The sequence below is a fragment of the Acidovorax sp. genome, assembly GCF_016783915.1.
GTDB lineage: Bacteria > Pseudomonadota > Gammaproteobacteria > Burkholderiales > Burkholderiaceae_C > Acidovorax.
The window spans coordinates 25505-40731 of the sequence record NZ_JADHVT010000001.1 but is presented as its reverse complement, the minus strand read 5'-3'; the positions used below and the strand labels follow the sequence as shown (position 1 = coordinate 40731).

Below are 15227 nucleotides of genomic sequence, written 5' to 3'. Positions count from 1 at the left end.
AGTGGATGAAGGTTGTCGGTTTTGCCGGGTTTTCCGGCAGTGGCAAGACCACGCTGGTCGAGCAGTTGATCCCCGCGCTGCGGCTGCGGGGCCTGCGAGTGTCGGTGGTCAAGCATGCTCACCACAGTTTTGATGTGGACCACCCTGGCAAGGACACCTACCGCCACCGCGAGGCGGGGGCTTTCGAGGTGGTCGCGGCATCGGACAAGCGCCTGATGCTGGTGCGCGAGTTCGAGCAGCCCGCCACGCTCAGCGTTCACCACCTGCTGGCCGAGCTGTACCAGGGCGTGGACTGGGTGCTGGTGGAGGGTTTCAAGGACAGCGACCTGCTCAAGATCGAGGTATGGCGAGCACCCGAGCCGGGGCAAGTGGCAAAGCCCGTGCGTTACCCAGAAGACGATTTTGTGGTTGCCGTGGCCACCGACGCCGCCGAGAGCCTGCCGGTCCCCACGCAATTGCCCTTGCTGGACCTGAACGCACCCGACCAGGTGGTGGACTGGCTTATCCAGTACGAGCAGCGCTTTGAATACAACTGGGAACTGCACGGGGGGCTGCTTCCATGCGCCCCGCAATGAAGCCCCTGAAGCCGCTGGACGAAGCGCTGGCGGACCTGCTGGCGCAAGTCCAGCCGTTGCCAGGCGTGGACACCGTCACCACCTTTGATGCCGACGGCCGCGTGCTGGCGCAAAGCTGCGTGTCTGCCTTGCAAGTGCCACCACAGGACAACAGCTCGATGGATGGCTATGCCGTGCGCTGCGCCGATGTAGCTGCGGCGGGGGTGGTGTTGCCTGTGTCGCAGCGCATTCCTGCAGGCAGTGCGGGCGACCCGCTGCGGCCAGGCACGACGGCGCGCATCTTCACTGGCGCGCCAGTGCCTGCAGGCGCCGACGCGATCCTGATGCAGGAAGACTGTGAAGCCCTTGCTGCTACTGATGGCCTGGGGTCAGTGCGTATCAATGCTGTGCCCAAAGTGGGCCAATGGATCCGAAGCGCGGGCGAGGACATCACCCGGGGTGCGGTGGTGCTGTCGGCGGGCACGCGCCTCACCCCTGCAGAACTGGGGCTGGCTGCCAGCATCGGCCAGCACCAGCTGCAGGTTGCGCGCCGCCCGCGCGTGGCGCTGTTCTCCACGGGCGATGAACTGGTCATGCCCGGCGAAGTCCCGCCCGAGCAGATGCGCCCCGGCGCCATCTACAACAGCAACCGCTTCTTTTTGCGTGCCATGCTGATGCGCCTGGGCTGCGAGGTGACCGACTTTGGTATCGTGCCTGACCGGCGCGATGCCACCGTCGACGCCCTGCGCCAAGCCAGCAGCGCACACGACCTGATTCTGACCAGCGGCGGCGTGAGCGTGGGTGAGGAAGACCACATCAAGCCCGCTGTGGAGACGCTGGGCACGCTGGACCTGTGGCAGATCGCGATGAAGCCCGGCAAGCCGTTTGCCTATGGCCGCATTGGCGCCGCCCATTTCATGGGCTTGCCTGGCAATCCTGTGTCGAGCTTTCTGACGTTTGCACTCCTGGTGCGGCCCTTTGTGCTGCGGCTGCAGGGTGTGCAGGACGTGGATCCTCAATCCATCGCTGTTCGTGCTGATTTCATCTGGCCCAAGGCCGATAAACGCCGCGAATTTCTGCGCGTGCGGCACAACGCGGCGGGCGGGCTGGACCTGTTCGACAACCAGAGTTCGGGCGTGCTCACCTCGGCCGCCTGGGGCGATGGGGTGGTGGACAATCCGGCGGGCCAGACGATTGCACCGGGCGATGTGGTGCGGTTCATTGCGTTTTCGGAGTTGCTGGGATGAAGGTTTCTGTGCGCTACTTCGCCTCGATCCGTGAGGCCATTGGGCAAGGCAGCGAGGCGGTCGAAACCGCTGCCATCACGCTGGGTGCCTTGCGTGATGAGCTGATCGCGCGCGGTGGGGACTATGCCAGCAGTCTTGCGCGGGGCCGGGCCGTGCGCATGGCGCTCAATCAGACCTTGAGTGATGAGTCCGCCACCCTGGCCGATGGGGCCGAGGTGGCTTTCTTCCCTCCAGTTACCGGAGGTTGAGCCCGAGCAGGGTTTGCAGGCGCTGCGCCAAGGTGGCAGAGGCCGCCATCATCGGAGCGCGCAATTCATTGCGCATCCAGCCCGCGTGTGCCAATGCGGCCTTCAGCGGCGCTGGGTTGGGCTCAGCGAAGCATGTCTCTATCCACGGCAACAAGGTTTGCCACACGCGGCGGGCCTCGGGCAGGTGACCCGCGCGCAGCAGCTCCATCAGTTCCACAAAACGCGGCGCCTGCCAGTGCGCGCTGGCGGCAATGGCGCCATCGCCGCCCAGGGCCAGGGTGGCGAACATCTGCGCGTCTTCGCCCGCCAGCACCGCCAGACGCCCATCTGCGATCAGCGCCTGGGTCTTGGCTATGTTGCCTCCGCAGTCCTTGATGGCTCGGATACGCGGGTGCTCTGCCAGCGCGAGCAGAGTGTCGGTGGCCAGCGTGGCGCCCGTGCGGTAGGGAATGTCGTAGACGATCAGCGGGGCGGCGCTGGCATCGGCCAAGGTTCGGAACCACTGCAACAAGCCCTCTTGCGACGGGCGGATATAGTGCGGCGCAGGCACCAGCAGCCCTGCCAAGGGGTACTGCGCCAGGGTGTGCACCCATTCCAGCGTGTGGCCCAGGTGGTAGCCAGACAGCCCCATCACCACCGGCAGCCCTTGGGAGGCTCCCAGCGCAGTCTCCAGCACGGCCAGCTGCTCGGCCTTGTCGAGCGCAGCGGCTTCGCCGGTGGAGCCACAGGCCACAAAGCCCGCGATGCCCTGGTCGGCGAGGGTCTTGGTCAGCTTGGTGAGTGCGGGGTGGTCCACGGCGCCGTCGTGAAACGGGGTGACCAGTGGAATCCAGAGACCCCGGAACGGGGTGGGGGAGGCAGAGAATGTGGGCATGCGAAGCATCCTTTCGAGGTTCGACCAAGGGAAGAACCGTCACAGGTGCGCGCGCGAAAAGCCTGGAGTCAAAAAGGGGAGTTTTTGCCAAGGGGTTCCGTCGCTCATCCGGGACGGAACCACACAGCTCCGGTCAGATGAGCTGGGGTTTTTTGGCTTTGACCACGCACTGCAATGCCACCGCAGAAGCGGCGGTCATGGCAAAGAGGGTGTGCGTAGGCATGGGGCGCAGTATAGCGAGACGCCCTCTGTGTTCCAAAGGTGGTCAGCCTGCCAGCGGTGACTGGGCCGCATCGTATGGAGGTTCAGGCTGGGGCGGCACCAGCTCAGGGCATGGCCACACCAGCAGTTCGGCCAGGCGAGTGACGATCCAAGTGGCCTCTGGCACCGACACGCCGGATTCCGCGGTGCACAGTCCGGCGTGGATGCGCCTCAGGATCTCCGCTTCGGAAGGCGCCTGCACGTGGTACAGCGTCTGCGCGTGCTCCACCAGGTGGCCCGCCAGGTCTTCGCACAGCTCGTAGCGGGCGCGCACGCCGTCCGCCTTTTCCGTCAGGCGACCTCGTGCGTCGGTGTACACCGCCATGAAGGAGGGCGGCACGTGGATCTGGTTGTCGTCGTCCATGGGGTGGGTTCAGTCGGGGGTGAACAGCCGCTCGAACCTGGCCTGATCGGAGGCCTGCTCGAAGGTCACCACCTGTCCCATTTTCATGTCCGACAGGCGGCAAGCGCCAAACAGCGTTGTTTTGCCAGCCAGTTCCATCACATCCAGGTCAATGATGGCGTAGGGGTGGGGTACGAAGACCTGGTGCTCGAACACATCGCGGACCGTGTTGCGCGGGGATGGGTAGAGCTTGTAGAGGTCGGTCTGAATCGTTTGTGTGGCCATGGGGCTTTGGGGGCTTGGAAGATCGCGTCCAGGATCGCATGCGGGTACAGTGCGGGCGAATCGTACAGACAAACGTTTTTACCAATCTATGGCACGCAACAAAAGTGAATGGCCCGCCAAGGTGCTGGCGCTGGTCCGGGGCGGCAACCTGCCTGCCGCCATTGCTCAGATCAAGGTGGCACCCACCGTGGGCGACGTTACGCGCCTGCAGGCATTGCTGACCCAATTACCCCCATCGCCCGCACTGGCGCAGCTGAACAAGGTGGTCGAAGAAGAGCGCGCCCTGCTGGCCGCGCCACGGCTGCATCGTTCGCCCTGACGTGCCTTCCTGTCTGAACTCCACACTCCCTGCTGAGAGCTATTTGTCATGACCTTGCCCCGCGTTTCCATCCAGACCGAGGACTTTGACCTGTCCACCGAAATCGCTGCCTTGCGTCGCGAGAACAAGGGTGTGGGTGCTGTCTGCAGCTTTGTAGGCACGGTCCGCGATCGCAACGACGGTGACCTGGTGTCTTCCATGGAGTTGGAGCATTACCCCGGCATGACCGAAAAATCCATCGAAGCCATGGTGGACGAGGCCTTTCGGCGCTTCGATATTTTTGGTGCCCGCGTGATCCATCGCGTGGGACTGCTGCTGCCACTCGACCAGATCGTTCTGGTGGCGGTGACCAGTGCCCACCGGGGACAGAGCTTTCAGGTCTGCGAGTTCTTGATGGACTATCTCAAGACCCAGGCGCCATTCTGGAAAAAGGAACAAACTCCCCAAGGCTCCCGCTGGGTGGATGCCCGGGTGAGCGACGATGCAGCGCTGGCGCGGTGGGGGATCACAGCAGTAAATGCCTGAACTTGGGGGCATCCCCAAGTGGGGCACATAGACTTTCAGGAAAGTGCGAGGCCCCTCAGCCAGCTTGTGGGTGCGTGGTGGCGCGTTGACTCAAGGTTTTTGCGTATACCCCAGGCATGCGCCCGCATTGGCGCGGCCCTTGCACTCCCGATAGAGTCGGCGATCACGATCTGAGCGGCTTTCCTCAGAGGCGCTTCGTTCTTGTTTCACCTTGGTGGATTTTTTCTTTTTGCTGAATTCGCCGTGGACACTTTGGGTTGAATTCTGGCTGGCGGCATGCCCCGCCTCGGGCAGTTGTGCAAGACATAGCGCCAGAGTGAGCCAAAGCAGAGGCGCTGTCCAAGTGCGAAGGGTGGTTTTGGGGGCGAGCTGTTGCAGAAGAGGAAATGGCATGGCGAGTTTTCCGGTGCATTGAGTCGGCTGGAGCGGAGTCTGGTCATCTTAAAGCGCCCTACCGCTGCCCGCGCCGGCGTCTGCATGCGCATCCTGCGATGTGCACCACTGTGAGAATTGCGCGACACTGCCCGCGCCAGGTCGCTCACGATGGGGCTCGTACGGTCGTACAAGCGCAGCGTCAGTGACCGGACTGTGTATGAATCGGGGGTCGGGTTATAATCCGAAGGTTTTGCATGGTGCAAGACGCACGCTCGCGGCCGTTCCAGCTGCTGGCGCAAGTAAAACCATGGTCTTCCGCTTGCGGCAGATCACATTCAAGGAAAAAACATGATCGCATCCTCCATCAAGGCCGAAGTCGTCAAGGCGAACGCCCGTGCTGCCAATGACACTGGTAGCCCAGAAGTGCAAGTGGCCCTGCTGACCGCTCGCATCAACGAACTGACTCCCCACTTCAAGACGCACGCCAAGGACCACCATGGTCGTCGTGGCCTGCTGCGCATGGTGAGCCGTCGTCGCAAGCTGCTGGACTATCTGAAGGCCAAGGACGCTGACCGTTACACCGCGCTGATCGCCAAGTTGGGTCTGCGCAAGTAATTTTCATTGCATGCGAAAACGCCTGGGTTAGTCCGCTAGCTCAGGCGTTTTTTACTTCGGAGTCGCAAAACGGAGCGAAGCTGTGTCATTCCAATGAAGTTGCCGCCATGGATTGGTGCGCAGGTTCCCTGGAATGGCATCGTGTTCTGAATTGCCCTCCAAGACAATCTGGTAGAGCGCTACCAGCTATCAAAATAGGAGCTGAACATGAGTATTTTCAACAAAGTCACCAAGACCTTCCAGTGGGGTGACAAGACCGTCATCATGGAAACGGGCGAGATCGCCCGCCAGGCCTCCGGCGCCGTGCTGGTGAACATTGACGACACCGTGGTGCTGGCCACCGTGGTGGCTTCCAAGTCGGCCAAGCCCGGCCAGGACTTCTTCCCCCTGACGGTGGATTACATCGAGAAGACCTACGCCGCCGGCAAGATCCCTGGCAGCTTCTTCAAGCGCGAAGCCAAGCCCAGCGAGCACGAAACCCTGACCAGCCGCCTGATCGACCGCCCCATCCGTCCGCTGTTCCCCGAAGGTTTCTTCAACGAAGTGCATGTGGTCATCCACACGGTGTCGCTGAACCCCGAAGTGGACGCTGACATCGCAGCGCTGATCGCTACCAGCGCAGCCCTGGCCATCTCGGGCATTCCGTTCAACGGCCCCATCGGTGCCGCACGCGTGGGTTATATCAACGGTGAATACGTGCTCAACCCCGGCCAGACTGCGCGCAAGAACTCGCAGATGGATCTGGTGGTGGCTGGTACCCAAGCCGCAGTGCTGATGGTCGAATCTGAAGCCCAGCAACTGTCCGAAGAAATCATGCTGGGTGCCGTGGTGTTCGGTCACGAGCAGGGCAACGTGGCCATCAACGCCATCCACGAACTGGTGCGCGATGCCGGTAAGCCTGTGTGGCAATGGGAAGCGCCTGCCAAGGACGAAGCCCTCATCTCCAAGGTGGTGGCCCTGGCCGACGACAAGCTGCGCGCTGCTTACCAGATCCGCAACAAGCAAGCACGCACCCAGGCCTGCCGCGAGGCCTACGCCGCTGTGATGGCCGGCCTCAAGGCCGGTGGCGTGGAGTTCGACTCCGTCAAGGTCGAGGGCATGTTGTTCGACATCGAAGCCGGTATCGTGCGCAGCCAGATCCTGGCTGGCGAGCCCCGCATCGACGGCCGCGACACGCGCACTGTGCGTCCCATCGAGATCCGCAACAGCGTGCTGCCCCGTGCCCACGGCTCGGCCCTGTTCACGCGTGGAGAAACCCAGGCGCTGGTCGTGACCACGCTGGGCACCGAGCGCGATGCGCAGCGCATCGATGCGCTGGCCGGTGAGTATGAAGACCGCTTCATGATGCACTACAACATGCCTCCCTTTGCCACTGGCGAAGTGGGCCGCATGGGTTCGACCAAGCGCCGCGAAATCGGCCACGGCCGTCTGGCCAAGCGCGCTCTGGTGGCTGTGCTGCCTACCAAGGAAGAGTTCCCCTACACCATGCGTGTGGTGTCCGAAATCACTGAGTCCAATGGCTCCTCGTCGATGGCTTCTGTCTGCGGCGGCTGCCTATCGCTGATGGACGCTGGCGTGCCTATGAAGGCGCATGTGGCCGGTATTGCCATGGGCCTGATCAAGGACGCCAACCGTTTCGCCGTGCTGACTGACATCCTGGGTGACGAAGATCACCTGGGTGACATGGACTTCAAGGTGGCGGGTACCACTGGCGGTATCACGGCGCTGCAGATGGACATCAAGATTCAGGGCATCACCAAGGAAATCATGCAGGTGGCGCTGGCCCAGGCCAAGGAAGCGCGCATGCACATCCTGGGCAAGATGCAAGAGGCCATGGGTGAAGCCAAGACCGAAGTGTCGAACTTCGCACCCAAGTTGTACACCATGAAGATCAACCCCGAAAAGATCCGTGATGTGATCGGCAAGGGCGGCGCTGTGATCCGCGCGCTGACCGAAGAAACCGGCTGCCAGATCAACATCGAGGAAGATGGCACCATCACCATTGCAGCCACCGACGCTGCCAAGGCCGACGAAGCCAAGAAGCGCATCGAGCAGATCACGGCAGAAGTCGAGATCGGCAAGATCTACGAAGGCCCTGTGACCAAGATCCTTGACTTTGGCGCGCTGATCAACCTGCTGCCCGGCAAGGATGGTCTGCTGCACATCAGCCAGATCGCCCACGAGCGCGTCGAGAAGGTGTCCGACTACTTGACCGAAGGCCAGATCGTGAAGGTCAAGGTCATGGAAACCGATGAAAAGGGCCGCGTGAAGCTGTCCATGAAGGTGCTGGCCGATCGTCCCGCCGGTGGCAGCGACCGTCCTGCGCCCGCAGAGCGTGGTGATCGCGAACCACGCCGCGACCATGGCCGCGATGGCGGACGTCATCCCGCAGAGCAGCAACAGCAGCAGGACTTGCCTGCAGATGGTGCGTCTGCTCAGGTGAACGGCTAAATCGTTGATCTGCTATTGATTTGGTAGCTGCTGGTGCATGTAAATCATGCGCTGGCGGCCTAAATCATCTCAATCCCTCTCCGGTGAAACCCGTTATGCATGCTGTCGAGATCACATCTTTTGGTGGGCCTGAAGTGCTGCGTCTGGGTGAGCGCCCGGTGCCCGTGGCGGGTGCGGGTGAGCTGCTGATCCGCGTTGCGGCCAGTGGCATCAATCGCCCCGATGTCTTGCAACGATTGGGACACTATGCGCCGCCGCCCGGGACCTCCGATCTTCCGGGCTTGGAGGTGGCAGGGGTGGTTGAGTCGGGCGATGCGTCGGCCATGGCGGAGGCGGGTATCCGTGTGGGTGACCGTGTTTGCGCGTTGGTGGCAGGCGGTGGCTATGCGCAGTGGTGTGTGGCGCCGGTTGTGCAGTGTCTGCCGGTGCCTGATGGTTTCAGTGACGTGGAGGCTGCATCACTTCCAGAGACGTTCTTCACGGTGTGGAGCAATGTGTTTGACCGTGCGCGGTTGCAGTCAGGGGAAGCGCTGCTGGTACAGGGCGGTACGAGCGGGATTGGCGTGACCGCCATCCAGCTGGCTCGCGCCTTCGGTGCTACTGTGATTGCCACCGCTGGCAGCGATGACAAGTGTGCGGCTTGCCTGGCACTGGGAGCGCATCACGCCATCAACTACAAGTCGCAGGACTTTGTGGCCGAGGCGAAGCGAATTACCGAGGGGCATGGTGTTGACGTGGTGCTCGACATGGTCGCCGGCGACTATGTCGCTCGCGAGGTGGAATGCCTGGCGGAGGATGGCCGTATCGTCATCATCGCCGTGCAAGGGGGGGTGCAGAGCGGTTTCAATGCAGGTCTGGTGCTGCGCAAGCGGCTCACCATCACGGGGTCTACGTTGCGTCCGCGTCCTGTGGCTTTCAAGGGGGCGATTGCCCGGGCGCTGCGCGAGCGTGTTTGGCCCCTGCTGGCAACGGGCAAGGTGCGCCCGGTCATCCACAGCACGTTTGCTGCCGCGAATGCTGCCCAGGCCCATGCATTGATGGAATCCAACCAGCACATCGGCAAGATTGTTTTGACGTGGTAATCATGAGCAACAAGAAAAAACTCATCGCAGGCAACTGGAAGATGAACGGCAGTCTGGCTGCCAACGAGGCATTGCTGAAGGCGTTGATTGCAGGCGTGGCGGATGTGGCTTGTGATGTGGCCGTCGCAGTGCCCATGCCGTATATGGCGCAGGTACAAGCACTCACGGCAGGCACCACCATTGCGGTGGCGGCACAGGATGTGTCTTGCCATGAGGTGGGCGCCTATACCGGTGAGGTGTCGGTGGCCATGCTGAAGGATTTCGGCGTGCGTTACGCATTAGTGGGGCACTCCGAGCGCCGCCAGTACCACGGCGAGACGGACGTGGTGGTGGCCGAGAAGGCGCAGCGCGCATTGGCGGCGGGTGTAACTCCTGTGGTCTGCGTGGGGGAGACATTGCAAGAGCGCGAGGCAGGGCTCACCGAAGCCGTGGTCAAGCGGCAGCTCGCAGCGGTGATTCATCTCAACGGCCATTGCATCAGCGAGATTGTGGTGGCGTATGAGCCTGTATGGGCGATTGGCACGGGGCGTACTGCATCGCCGGAGCAGGCGCAAGCGGTGCATGGAGTGCTGCGCACCCAGCTTGCTGCGGCGAGCGAGCATGCAGACCGCATTCGGTTGCTGTATGGCGGCAGCATGAATGCCGCCAATGCGGCGCAGTTGCTGGCGCAGCCCGATATCGACGGTGGCCTGGTCGGTGGTGCTTCGCTGAAGGCGCCTGACTTTCTACAAATCATTGCGGCCGCCCGTTGAGGCGGCTGCGAGTCAAACAATTCAATCAGGAGTGAATAGAGAATGAACGTTATCGTGAATGTGATTTTGGCGGTGCAGATGTTGGCGGCCCTGGTCATGATCGGCCTAATCTTGATCCAGCATGGCAAGGGTGCCGACATGGGTGCAGCCTTCGGTAGCGGCAGCTCGGGCAGCCTCTTTGGCGCCAGTGGCAGTGCCAATTTCTTGTCCCGTACCACGGCGGTGTTGGCTGCGGTGTTCTTTGTTTCTACGCTGGCGTTGGCCTACTTTGGCAATGCTCGTCCCGCCAGTTCGGGTAGCGTTCTGGAAACGCCTGCCGCTGCGGTGCCTGCTGGCGCGCCTGCTTCTGAGGCGGTTGTCGTGCCTGCTGTTCCTGCCTCGGGCGCCGCGCAGATCCCGACCAAATAATTGAACTGAATTTCGGCCCAGAGGGCCGAAGCAGGGTTTTTCCGGAGTAGAATTCCGGATTGTCTGGAAAGCCAAAGCCGCAAGGTTCCTCATGCCATCCAGATGCAAAAATCAGCCGTCGTGGTGAAATTGGTAGACACGCTATCTTGAGGGGGTAGTGGCGAAAGCTGTGCGAGTTCGAGTCTCGCCGACGGCACCAAAACAAAGGCCTGCCTGCATGACCCGGCTTGGGTCCTGACGGGCAAGGCCACAGCGGTGAGCACATCCTCAAGATGAACCTCGATCAGTACCTCCCCGTCCTTTTGTTCATCTTGGTCGGCATCGCCGTAGGCGTTGTCCCCCTCGTACTCGGCTACATACTGGGTCCCAATCGCCCGGATGCCGCAAAGAACTCCCCCTACGAATGTGGCTTTGAAGCCTTCGAGGATGCGCGCATGAAATTCGATGTGCGTTACTACCTCGTGGCCATTCTCTTCATTCTGTTCGACCTCGAAATCGCATTCCTTTTCCCGTGGGCGGTGACGCTGCACGAGGTGGGGGTGGCTGGTTTTGTGGCGGTCGTGATTTTCCTGGCCATCCTGGTCGTGGGTTTTGCCTACGAATGGAAAAAGGGTGCCCTGGATTGGGAATGAGCGGACTTCAACAAGGACAATGCAATGATTGAAGGCGTGATGAAGGAAGGCTTCATCACCACGAGCTATGACTCTGTGGTGAATTGGGCCAAGACAGGTTCCTTGTGGCCGATGACGTTTGGTCTGGCCTGCTGTGCTGTCGAGATGATGCACGCTGCGGCTGCCCGGTATGACATTGGCCGTTTTGGTGCGGAAGTATTCCGTGCCAGTCCCCGCCAGTCCGACCTGATGATCGTGGCCGGCACGCTGTGCAACAAGATGGCTCCAGCACTGCGCAAGGTGTACGACCAGATGTCCGAGCCGCGCTGGGTCTTGTCGATGGGTTCGTGTGCCAATGGCGGTGGTTACTACCACTACAGCTATTCGGTGGTGCGCGGTTGTGACCGCATCGTGCCGGTGGATGTCTATGTGCCAGGCTGTCCTCCAACGGCAGAAGCTTTGATCTACGGGATCATCCAGCTGCAGCAGAAGATTCGCCGCACCAACACCATTGCTCGCGTCTGAAGGGTTGATGATGACAGCTGTTGCCATTCGGCCTGAGAGGCTCAAGGACAATATCTCTGCGGCACTGGGTGCCAAAGTGCGCCAGATTTCGGTCGCTCTTGATGAGGTCACCGTGGTGGTCGCTGCTGCGGACTATCTGGATGCGATGCGCTTGTTGCGCGATTCTGAAGGTTGCCGTTTTGAGCAGTTGATCGATTTGTGCGGTGTCGACTATTCTGCGTATGGCGATGCAGTCCACGAGGGTGCCCGCTACTGTGTGGTGTCGCACCTGTTGTCGGTCAGCCTCAACCAGCGGGTGCGCGTCAAGGTGTTCTGCCAGGACGATGATTTCCCGGTCGTTTCCTCGGTAGCTGATTTGTGGAATGCGGCCAACTGGTACGAACGCGAAGCCTTCGATCTGTTTGGCATCGTGTTTGATGGTCATAACGACCTGCGCCGCATTCTCACGGACTACGGATTTATTGGACACCCTTTCCGCAAGGATTTCCCATTGTCCGGTCATGTCGAAATGCGTTACGACGCCGAGCAGCGCCGCGTGGTGTATGAGCCTGTGTCCATCGAGCCGCGTGAAATCACGCCCCGCATCATCCGCGAAGACAAGTACGGAGGCCTGCACTGAGCCGCCCCGCGCCTCATGTGATTCATCATGGCTGAAATCAAGAACTATTCCCTGAACTTTGGTCCGCAGCACCCTGCGGCGCACGGCGTGTTGCGACTGGTGCTGGAGTTGGACGGCGAGGTCGTGCAACGCGCTGACCCGCACATCGGTCTGCTCCATCGCGCCACTGAAAAGCTCGCCGAGCACAAGACCTATATCCAGTCGCTGCCCTACATGGACCGGCTGGACTACGTGTCGATGATGTGCAATGAGCACGCCTACTGTCTGGCCATCGAGAAACTGTTGGGCCTGGAAGTGCCGTTGCGCGCGCAGTACATCCGCGTGATGTTCTCCGAGATCACGCGCTTGCTCAACCATCTGATGTGGCTTGGCTCTCATGGCAATGACTGCGGCAGTTCCACCATTCTGATCTACACCTTCCGCGAGCGGGAAGACCTGTTTGACATGTACGAGGCGGTTTCTGGCGCGCGCATGCATGCGGCCTACTTCCGTCCGGGTGGTGTTTACCGCGATCTGCCTGACAGCATGCCGCAGTACAAGGTCAGCAAGATCAAGAATGCCAAGGCGCTGGAGGCCCTGAACCAGAATCGCCAAGGGTCTCTGCTGGACTTCATTGATGATTTCACCCAGCGTTTCCCGGGCTGTGTGGATGAATACGAAACACTGCTCACTGACAACCGTATCTGGAAGCAGCGTACTGTGGGCATCGGCGTAGTGCCGCCTGAACGGGCCTTGAACCTCGGCATGACCGGGCCTATGCTCCGCGGCTCGGGTATCGCCTGGGACCTGCGCAAGACACAGCCGTACGATGTATACGACCGTGTGGATTTCGATGTGCCGGTGGGCAAGACAGGGGACTGCTACGACCGCTATCTGGTGCGCGTGCAGGAAATGCGCGAGTCCAATCGCATCATCAAGCAATGTGTGGACTGGCTCAGGGCCAATCCTGGTCCGGTGATTACCGACAACCACAAGGTGGCTGCGCCCGCACGTGAATCCATGAAGTCGAACATGGAGGAGCTGATCCACCATTTCAAGCTCTTCACGGAAGGTTTCCACGTGCCAGAAGGGGAAGCCTACGCGGCCGTGGAACACCCCAAGGGCGAGTTCGGCATCTATCTGGTGAGCGATGGCGCTAACAAGCCGTATCGTCTCAAGATCCGCGCGCCAGGTTTTGCGCACTTGGCCACGCTCGACGAAATGGCGCGTGGCCACATGATCGCGGACGCTGTCGCCATCATTGGCACCATGGATATCGTGTTCGGAGAGATTGACCGATGATTACCGAAGCGACCAAGGCGCGGTTTGCGCGCGAAGTGGCCAAGTACCCTGCGGACCAAAAACAGTCTGCGGTGATGGCGTGCTTGTCCATCGTTCAGCAAGAGCAGGGCTATGTCAGCGCTGAGAGCGAAGCAGTGATCGCCGACTATCTGGGCATGGCGCAGATCGCTGTGCACGAAGTCACGACCTTCTACAACATGTACAACCAGCAACCTGTGGGCAAGTACAAGCTCAACGTTTGTACCAACTTGCCTTGCCAGTTGCGCGACGGGCAAAAGGCGCTGAATCATCTCGAAAAGAAGCTGGGTGTCTCGATGGGTGAGACCACGCCTGATGGTCTGTTTACTCTGCAGCAATGCGAATGCCTGGGCGCCTGCGCTGATGCCCCGGTGATGCTGGTGAACGATCGCACGATGTGCAGCTTCATGGACAACGACAAGCTCGACCAGCTTGTCGACGGCCTTCGGGCTTCGGAGGGTCAGTGATGACCACGGCAGCACAAATACTCTCCCAGTTCCAGGCAACGGGCGTTCAGACCTGTTTCCATGACCGTCATATCAATCCGCAGATTTATGCGGACCTGAACGGCAGCAATTGGAGCATCAAGGATTATGAAGCGCGTGGTGGCTATCAGGCGCTCCGTCGCATCCTGGGTAAAGATGGCAGTGACGGTCTCACTCAAGATCAGGTCATTGCCACTGTCAAGGAGTCCGGCCTGCGTGGCCGCGGTGGTGCGGGCTTTCCTACGGGCCTCAAGTGGAGCTTCATGCCCCGCTCCTTCCCAGGTCAGAAGTATTTGGTGTGCAATTCCGACGAAGGCGAGCCTGGTACCTGCAAGGACCGCGACATCCTGCAGTTCAATCCGCATATCGTCATAGAAGGCATGATCATCGCTGCCTACGCGATGGGTATTTCTGTGGGTTACAACTACATCCACGGCGAGATCTTCCAGACCTACGAACGTTTCGAGGCCGCGTTGGAAGAAGCGCGTGCGGCGGGCTACCTGGGTGACAATATCCTGGGTGGCAGTTTCAGTTTTCAGCTGCACGCAGCCCATGGTTTCGGCGCCTACATTTGCGGTGAAGAAACTGCATTGCTCGAATCGCTGGAGGGCAAGAAGGGGCAGCCCCGTTTCAAGCCGCCGTTTCCGGCCAGCTTTGGCCTCTATGGCAAGCCAACCACGATCAACAACACGGAAACCTTTGCTGCTGTGCCGTGGATCATTCGCAATGGCGGCGCGGCGTACCTGGAGTGTGGCAAGCCCAACAACGGCGGCACCAAGATCTTCTCGGTGTCTGGTGACGTAGAGAAGCCTGGCAACTACGAGGTGCCCCTCGGCACGCCATTCGCCAAGCTGCTGGAGTTGGCCGGTGGTGTGCGCAAAGGCCGTCAGCTCAAGGCGGTGATCCCTGGTGGCTCGTCAGCGCCTGTCTTGCCTGCATCCGTCATCATGGAGTGCACGATGGACTATGACTCCATCGCCAAAGCTGGCTCCATGCTGGGGTCGGGCGCAGTGATCGTCATGGACGATTCCCGGAGCATGGTCGAAAGCCTGCTGCGTCTGTCGTATTTCTATTCGCACGAATCCTGCGGCCAATGCACGCCTTGCCGCGAGGGCACAGGTTGGATGTGGCGAGTTATTGATCGTATCCAGCATGGTCAGGGCCGCGAAGGTGATCTTGATTTGCTCAATTCGGTGGCGGACAACATTCAGGGGCGCACCATCTGTGCGTTGGGCGATGCTGCAGCTATGCCGGTGCGCGCCATGATCAAACACTTCCGTCCCGAGTTTGAGGCACTGATCCGGAACAAGGCCCCGCAGGCCGCGACTTCCGTCTGATCGCGAGAGAAC

The 15227-nt window shown here is 60.8% G+C and carries 20 protein-coding genes and 1 tRNA gene; 17 read left to right on the top strand and 4 right to left on the bottom strand.

Going from position 1 to position 15227, the window contains the following annotated elements; genetic code table 11:
- Positions 1 to 5: 5 nt before the first annotated feature.
- Genes mobB through moaD form a run of 3 tightly spaced genes read left to right on the top strand, consistent with a single transcriptional unit; the run spans position 6 to position 2049 of the window.
- Entirely contained in the window at positions 6 to 575 is a 570-nt protein-coding gene (mobB, locus tag ISS20_RS00220; protein ID WP_291432676.1) for a molybdopterin-guanine dinucleotide biosynthesis protein B, read from the top strand.
- Entirely contained in the window at positions 560 to 1801 is a 1242-nt protein-coding gene (gene glp / locus ISS20_RS00215) for a gephyrin-like molybdotransferase Glp (protein ID WP_291432675.1), read from the top strand. The genes mobB and glp overlap by 16 nt, the downstream gene beginning before the upstream one ends.
- Positions 1798 to 2049 carry a molybdopterin converting factor subunit 1 gene (moaD, locus tag ISS20_RS00210; RefSeq protein ID WP_291432674.1) on the top strand — a complete coding sequence of 84 codons (252 nt, stop codon included), beginning with the start codon at positions 1798 to 1800 and terminating at the stop codon, positions 2047 to 2049. The genes glp and moaD overlap by 4 nt, the downstream gene beginning before the upstream one ends.
- Here the strand turns inward: moaD and dapA are convergent.
- The 3 genes from dapA to ISS20_RS00195 form a co-directional block, all read right to left on the bottom strand.
- Entirely contained in the window at positions 2036 to 2923 is an 888-nt protein-coding gene (dapA, locus tag ISS20_RS00205; RefSeq protein ID WP_291432673.1) for a 4-hydroxy-tetrahydrodipicolinate synthase, read from the bottom strand. The two genes, moaD and dapA, sit on opposite strands and share 14 nt — an antisense overlap.
- 265 nt (positions 2924 to 3188) lie before the next feature.
- A complete protein-coding gene (locus ISS20_RS00200; RefSeq protein WP_291432672.1) occupies positions 3189 to 3548 on the bottom strand; it encodes a hypothetical protein in 360 nt (119 codons plus the stop codon).
- Positions 3549 to 3557: 9 nt separating this feature from the next.
- Positions 3558 to 3812: a hypothetical protein gene (locus tag ISS20_RS00195; RefSeq protein ID WP_291432671.1), complete on the bottom strand. Its 255-nt coding sequence runs from the start codon at positions 3810 to 3812 to the stop codon at positions 3558 to 3560.
- An 88-nt stretch (positions 3813 to 3900) separates the two neighbouring features.
- On the opposite strand from ISS20_RS00195, the gene ISS20_RS00190 reads away from it, so the two are divergent.
- Together ISS20_RS00190 and ISS20_RS00185 are read left to right on the top strand one after the other, a co-directional pair.
- Positions 3901 to 4131 (top strand): hypothetical protein, encoded by a 231-nt coding sequence (locus tag ISS20_RS00190; protein WP_291432670.1) that lies wholly within the window; start codon positions 3901 to 3903, stop codon positions 4129 to 4131.
- 48 nt (positions 4132 to 4179) lie between these two features.
- On the top strand, positions 4180 to 4656 hold the full coding sequence (locus ISS20_RS00185; RefSeq protein ID WP_291432669.1) for a molybdenum cofactor biosynthesis protein MoaE: 477 nt from the start codon (positions 4180 to 4182) through the stop codon (positions 4654 to 4656).
- A gap of 90 nt (positions 4657 to 4746) precedes the next feature.
- On the opposite strand, the gene ISS20_RS00180 is transcribed toward ISS20_RS00185, so the two are convergent.
- On the bottom strand, positions 4747 to 5049 hold the full coding sequence (locus tag ISS20_RS00180) for a hypothetical protein (RefSeq protein WP_291432668.1): 303 nt from the start codon (positions 5047 to 5049) through the stop codon (positions 4747 to 4749).
- Between the two features lie 330 nt (positions 5050 to 5379).
- On the opposite strand from ISS20_RS00180, the gene rpsO reads away from it, so the two are divergent.
- The 12 genes from rpsO (at position 5380) to nuoF (ending at position 15215) form a co-directional block, all read left to right on the top strand.
- Positions 5380 to 5646 (top strand): 30S ribosomal protein S15, encoded by a 267-nt coding sequence (rpsO, locus tag ISS20_RS00175; protein ID WP_005793232.1) that lies wholly within the window; start codon positions 5380 to 5382, stop codon positions 5644 to 5646.
- A 207-nt stretch (positions 5647 to 5853) separates the two neighbouring features.
- Entirely contained in the window at positions 5854 to 8097 is a 2244-nt protein-coding gene (gene pnp / locus ISS20_RS00170; RefSeq protein ID WP_291432667.1) for a polyribonucleotide nucleotidyltransferase, read from the top strand.
- Positions 8098 to 8192: 95 nt separating this feature from the next.
- Positions 8193 to 9179, top strand: coding sequence for an NAD(P)H-quinone oxidoreductase (locus ISS20_RS00165; protein WP_291432740.1), 987 nt, complete (start codon positions 8193 to 8195; stop codon positions 9177 to 9179).
- Between the two features lie 2 nt (positions 9180 to 9181).
- On the top strand, positions 9182 to 9931 hold the full coding sequence (gene tpiA, locus ISS20_RS00160; RefSeq protein ID WP_291432666.1) for a triose-phosphate isomerase: 750 nt from the start codon (positions 9182 to 9184) through the stop codon (positions 9929 to 9931).
- A 42-nt stretch (positions 9932 to 9973) separates the two neighbouring features.
- The gene (gene secG, locus ISS20_RS00155) at positions 9974 to 10339 is read left to right on the top strand and encodes a preprotein translocase subunit SecG (protein WP_291432665.1); all 366 of its coding nucleotides are present in this window, start codon (positions 9974 to 9976) and stop codon (positions 10337 to 10339) included.
- A 114-nt stretch (positions 10340 to 10453) separates the two neighbouring features.
- Positions 10454 to 10538 (top strand) — tRNA-Leu (locus tag ISS20_RS00150).
- Positions 10539 to 10611: 73 nt separating this feature from the next.
- Positions 10612 to 10971 carry an NADH-quinone oxidoreductase subunit A gene (locus tag ISS20_RS00145; RefSeq protein ID WP_056061547.1) on the top strand — a complete coding sequence of 120 codons (360 nt, stop codon included), beginning with the start codon at positions 10612 to 10614 and terminating at the stop codon, positions 10969 to 10971.
- A gap of 24 nt (positions 10972 to 10995) precedes the next feature.
- Positions 10996 to 11475 (top strand): NADH-quinone oxidoreductase subunit B family protein, encoded by a 480-nt coding sequence (locus tag ISS20_RS00140; RefSeq protein WP_007849129.1) that lies wholly within the window; start codon positions 10996 to 10998, stop codon positions 11473 to 11475.
- 10 nt (positions 11476 to 11485) lie between these two features.
- Positions 11486 to 12094 carry an NADH-quinone oxidoreductase subunit C gene (locus ISS20_RS00135; protein WP_291432664.1) on the top strand — a complete coding sequence of 203 codons (609 nt, stop codon included), beginning with the start codon at positions 11486 to 11488 and terminating at the stop codon, positions 12092 to 12094.
- A 27-nt stretch (positions 12095 to 12121) separates the two neighbouring features.
- Positions 12122 to 13375: an NADH-quinone oxidoreductase subunit D gene (locus ISS20_RS00130; protein ID WP_291432663.1), complete on the top strand. Its 1254-nt coding sequence runs from the start codon at positions 12122 to 12124 to the stop codon at positions 13373 to 13375.
- Positions 13372 to 13860: an NADH-quinone oxidoreductase subunit NuoE gene (gene nuoE / locus ISS20_RS00125; protein ID WP_291432662.1), complete on the top strand. Its 489-nt coding sequence runs from the start codon at positions 13372 to 13374 to the stop codon at positions 13858 to 13860. The genes ISS20_RS00130 and nuoE overlap by 4 nt, the downstream gene beginning before the upstream one ends.
- A complete protein-coding gene (gene nuoF, locus ISS20_RS00120; protein ID WP_291432661.1) occupies positions 13860 to 15215 on the top strand; it encodes an NADH-quinone oxidoreductase subunit NuoF in 1356 nt (451 codons plus the stop codon). Before nuoE ends, nuoF begins: the two co-directional genes overlap by 1 nt.
- Positions 15216 to 15227: the final 12 nt, after the last annotated feature.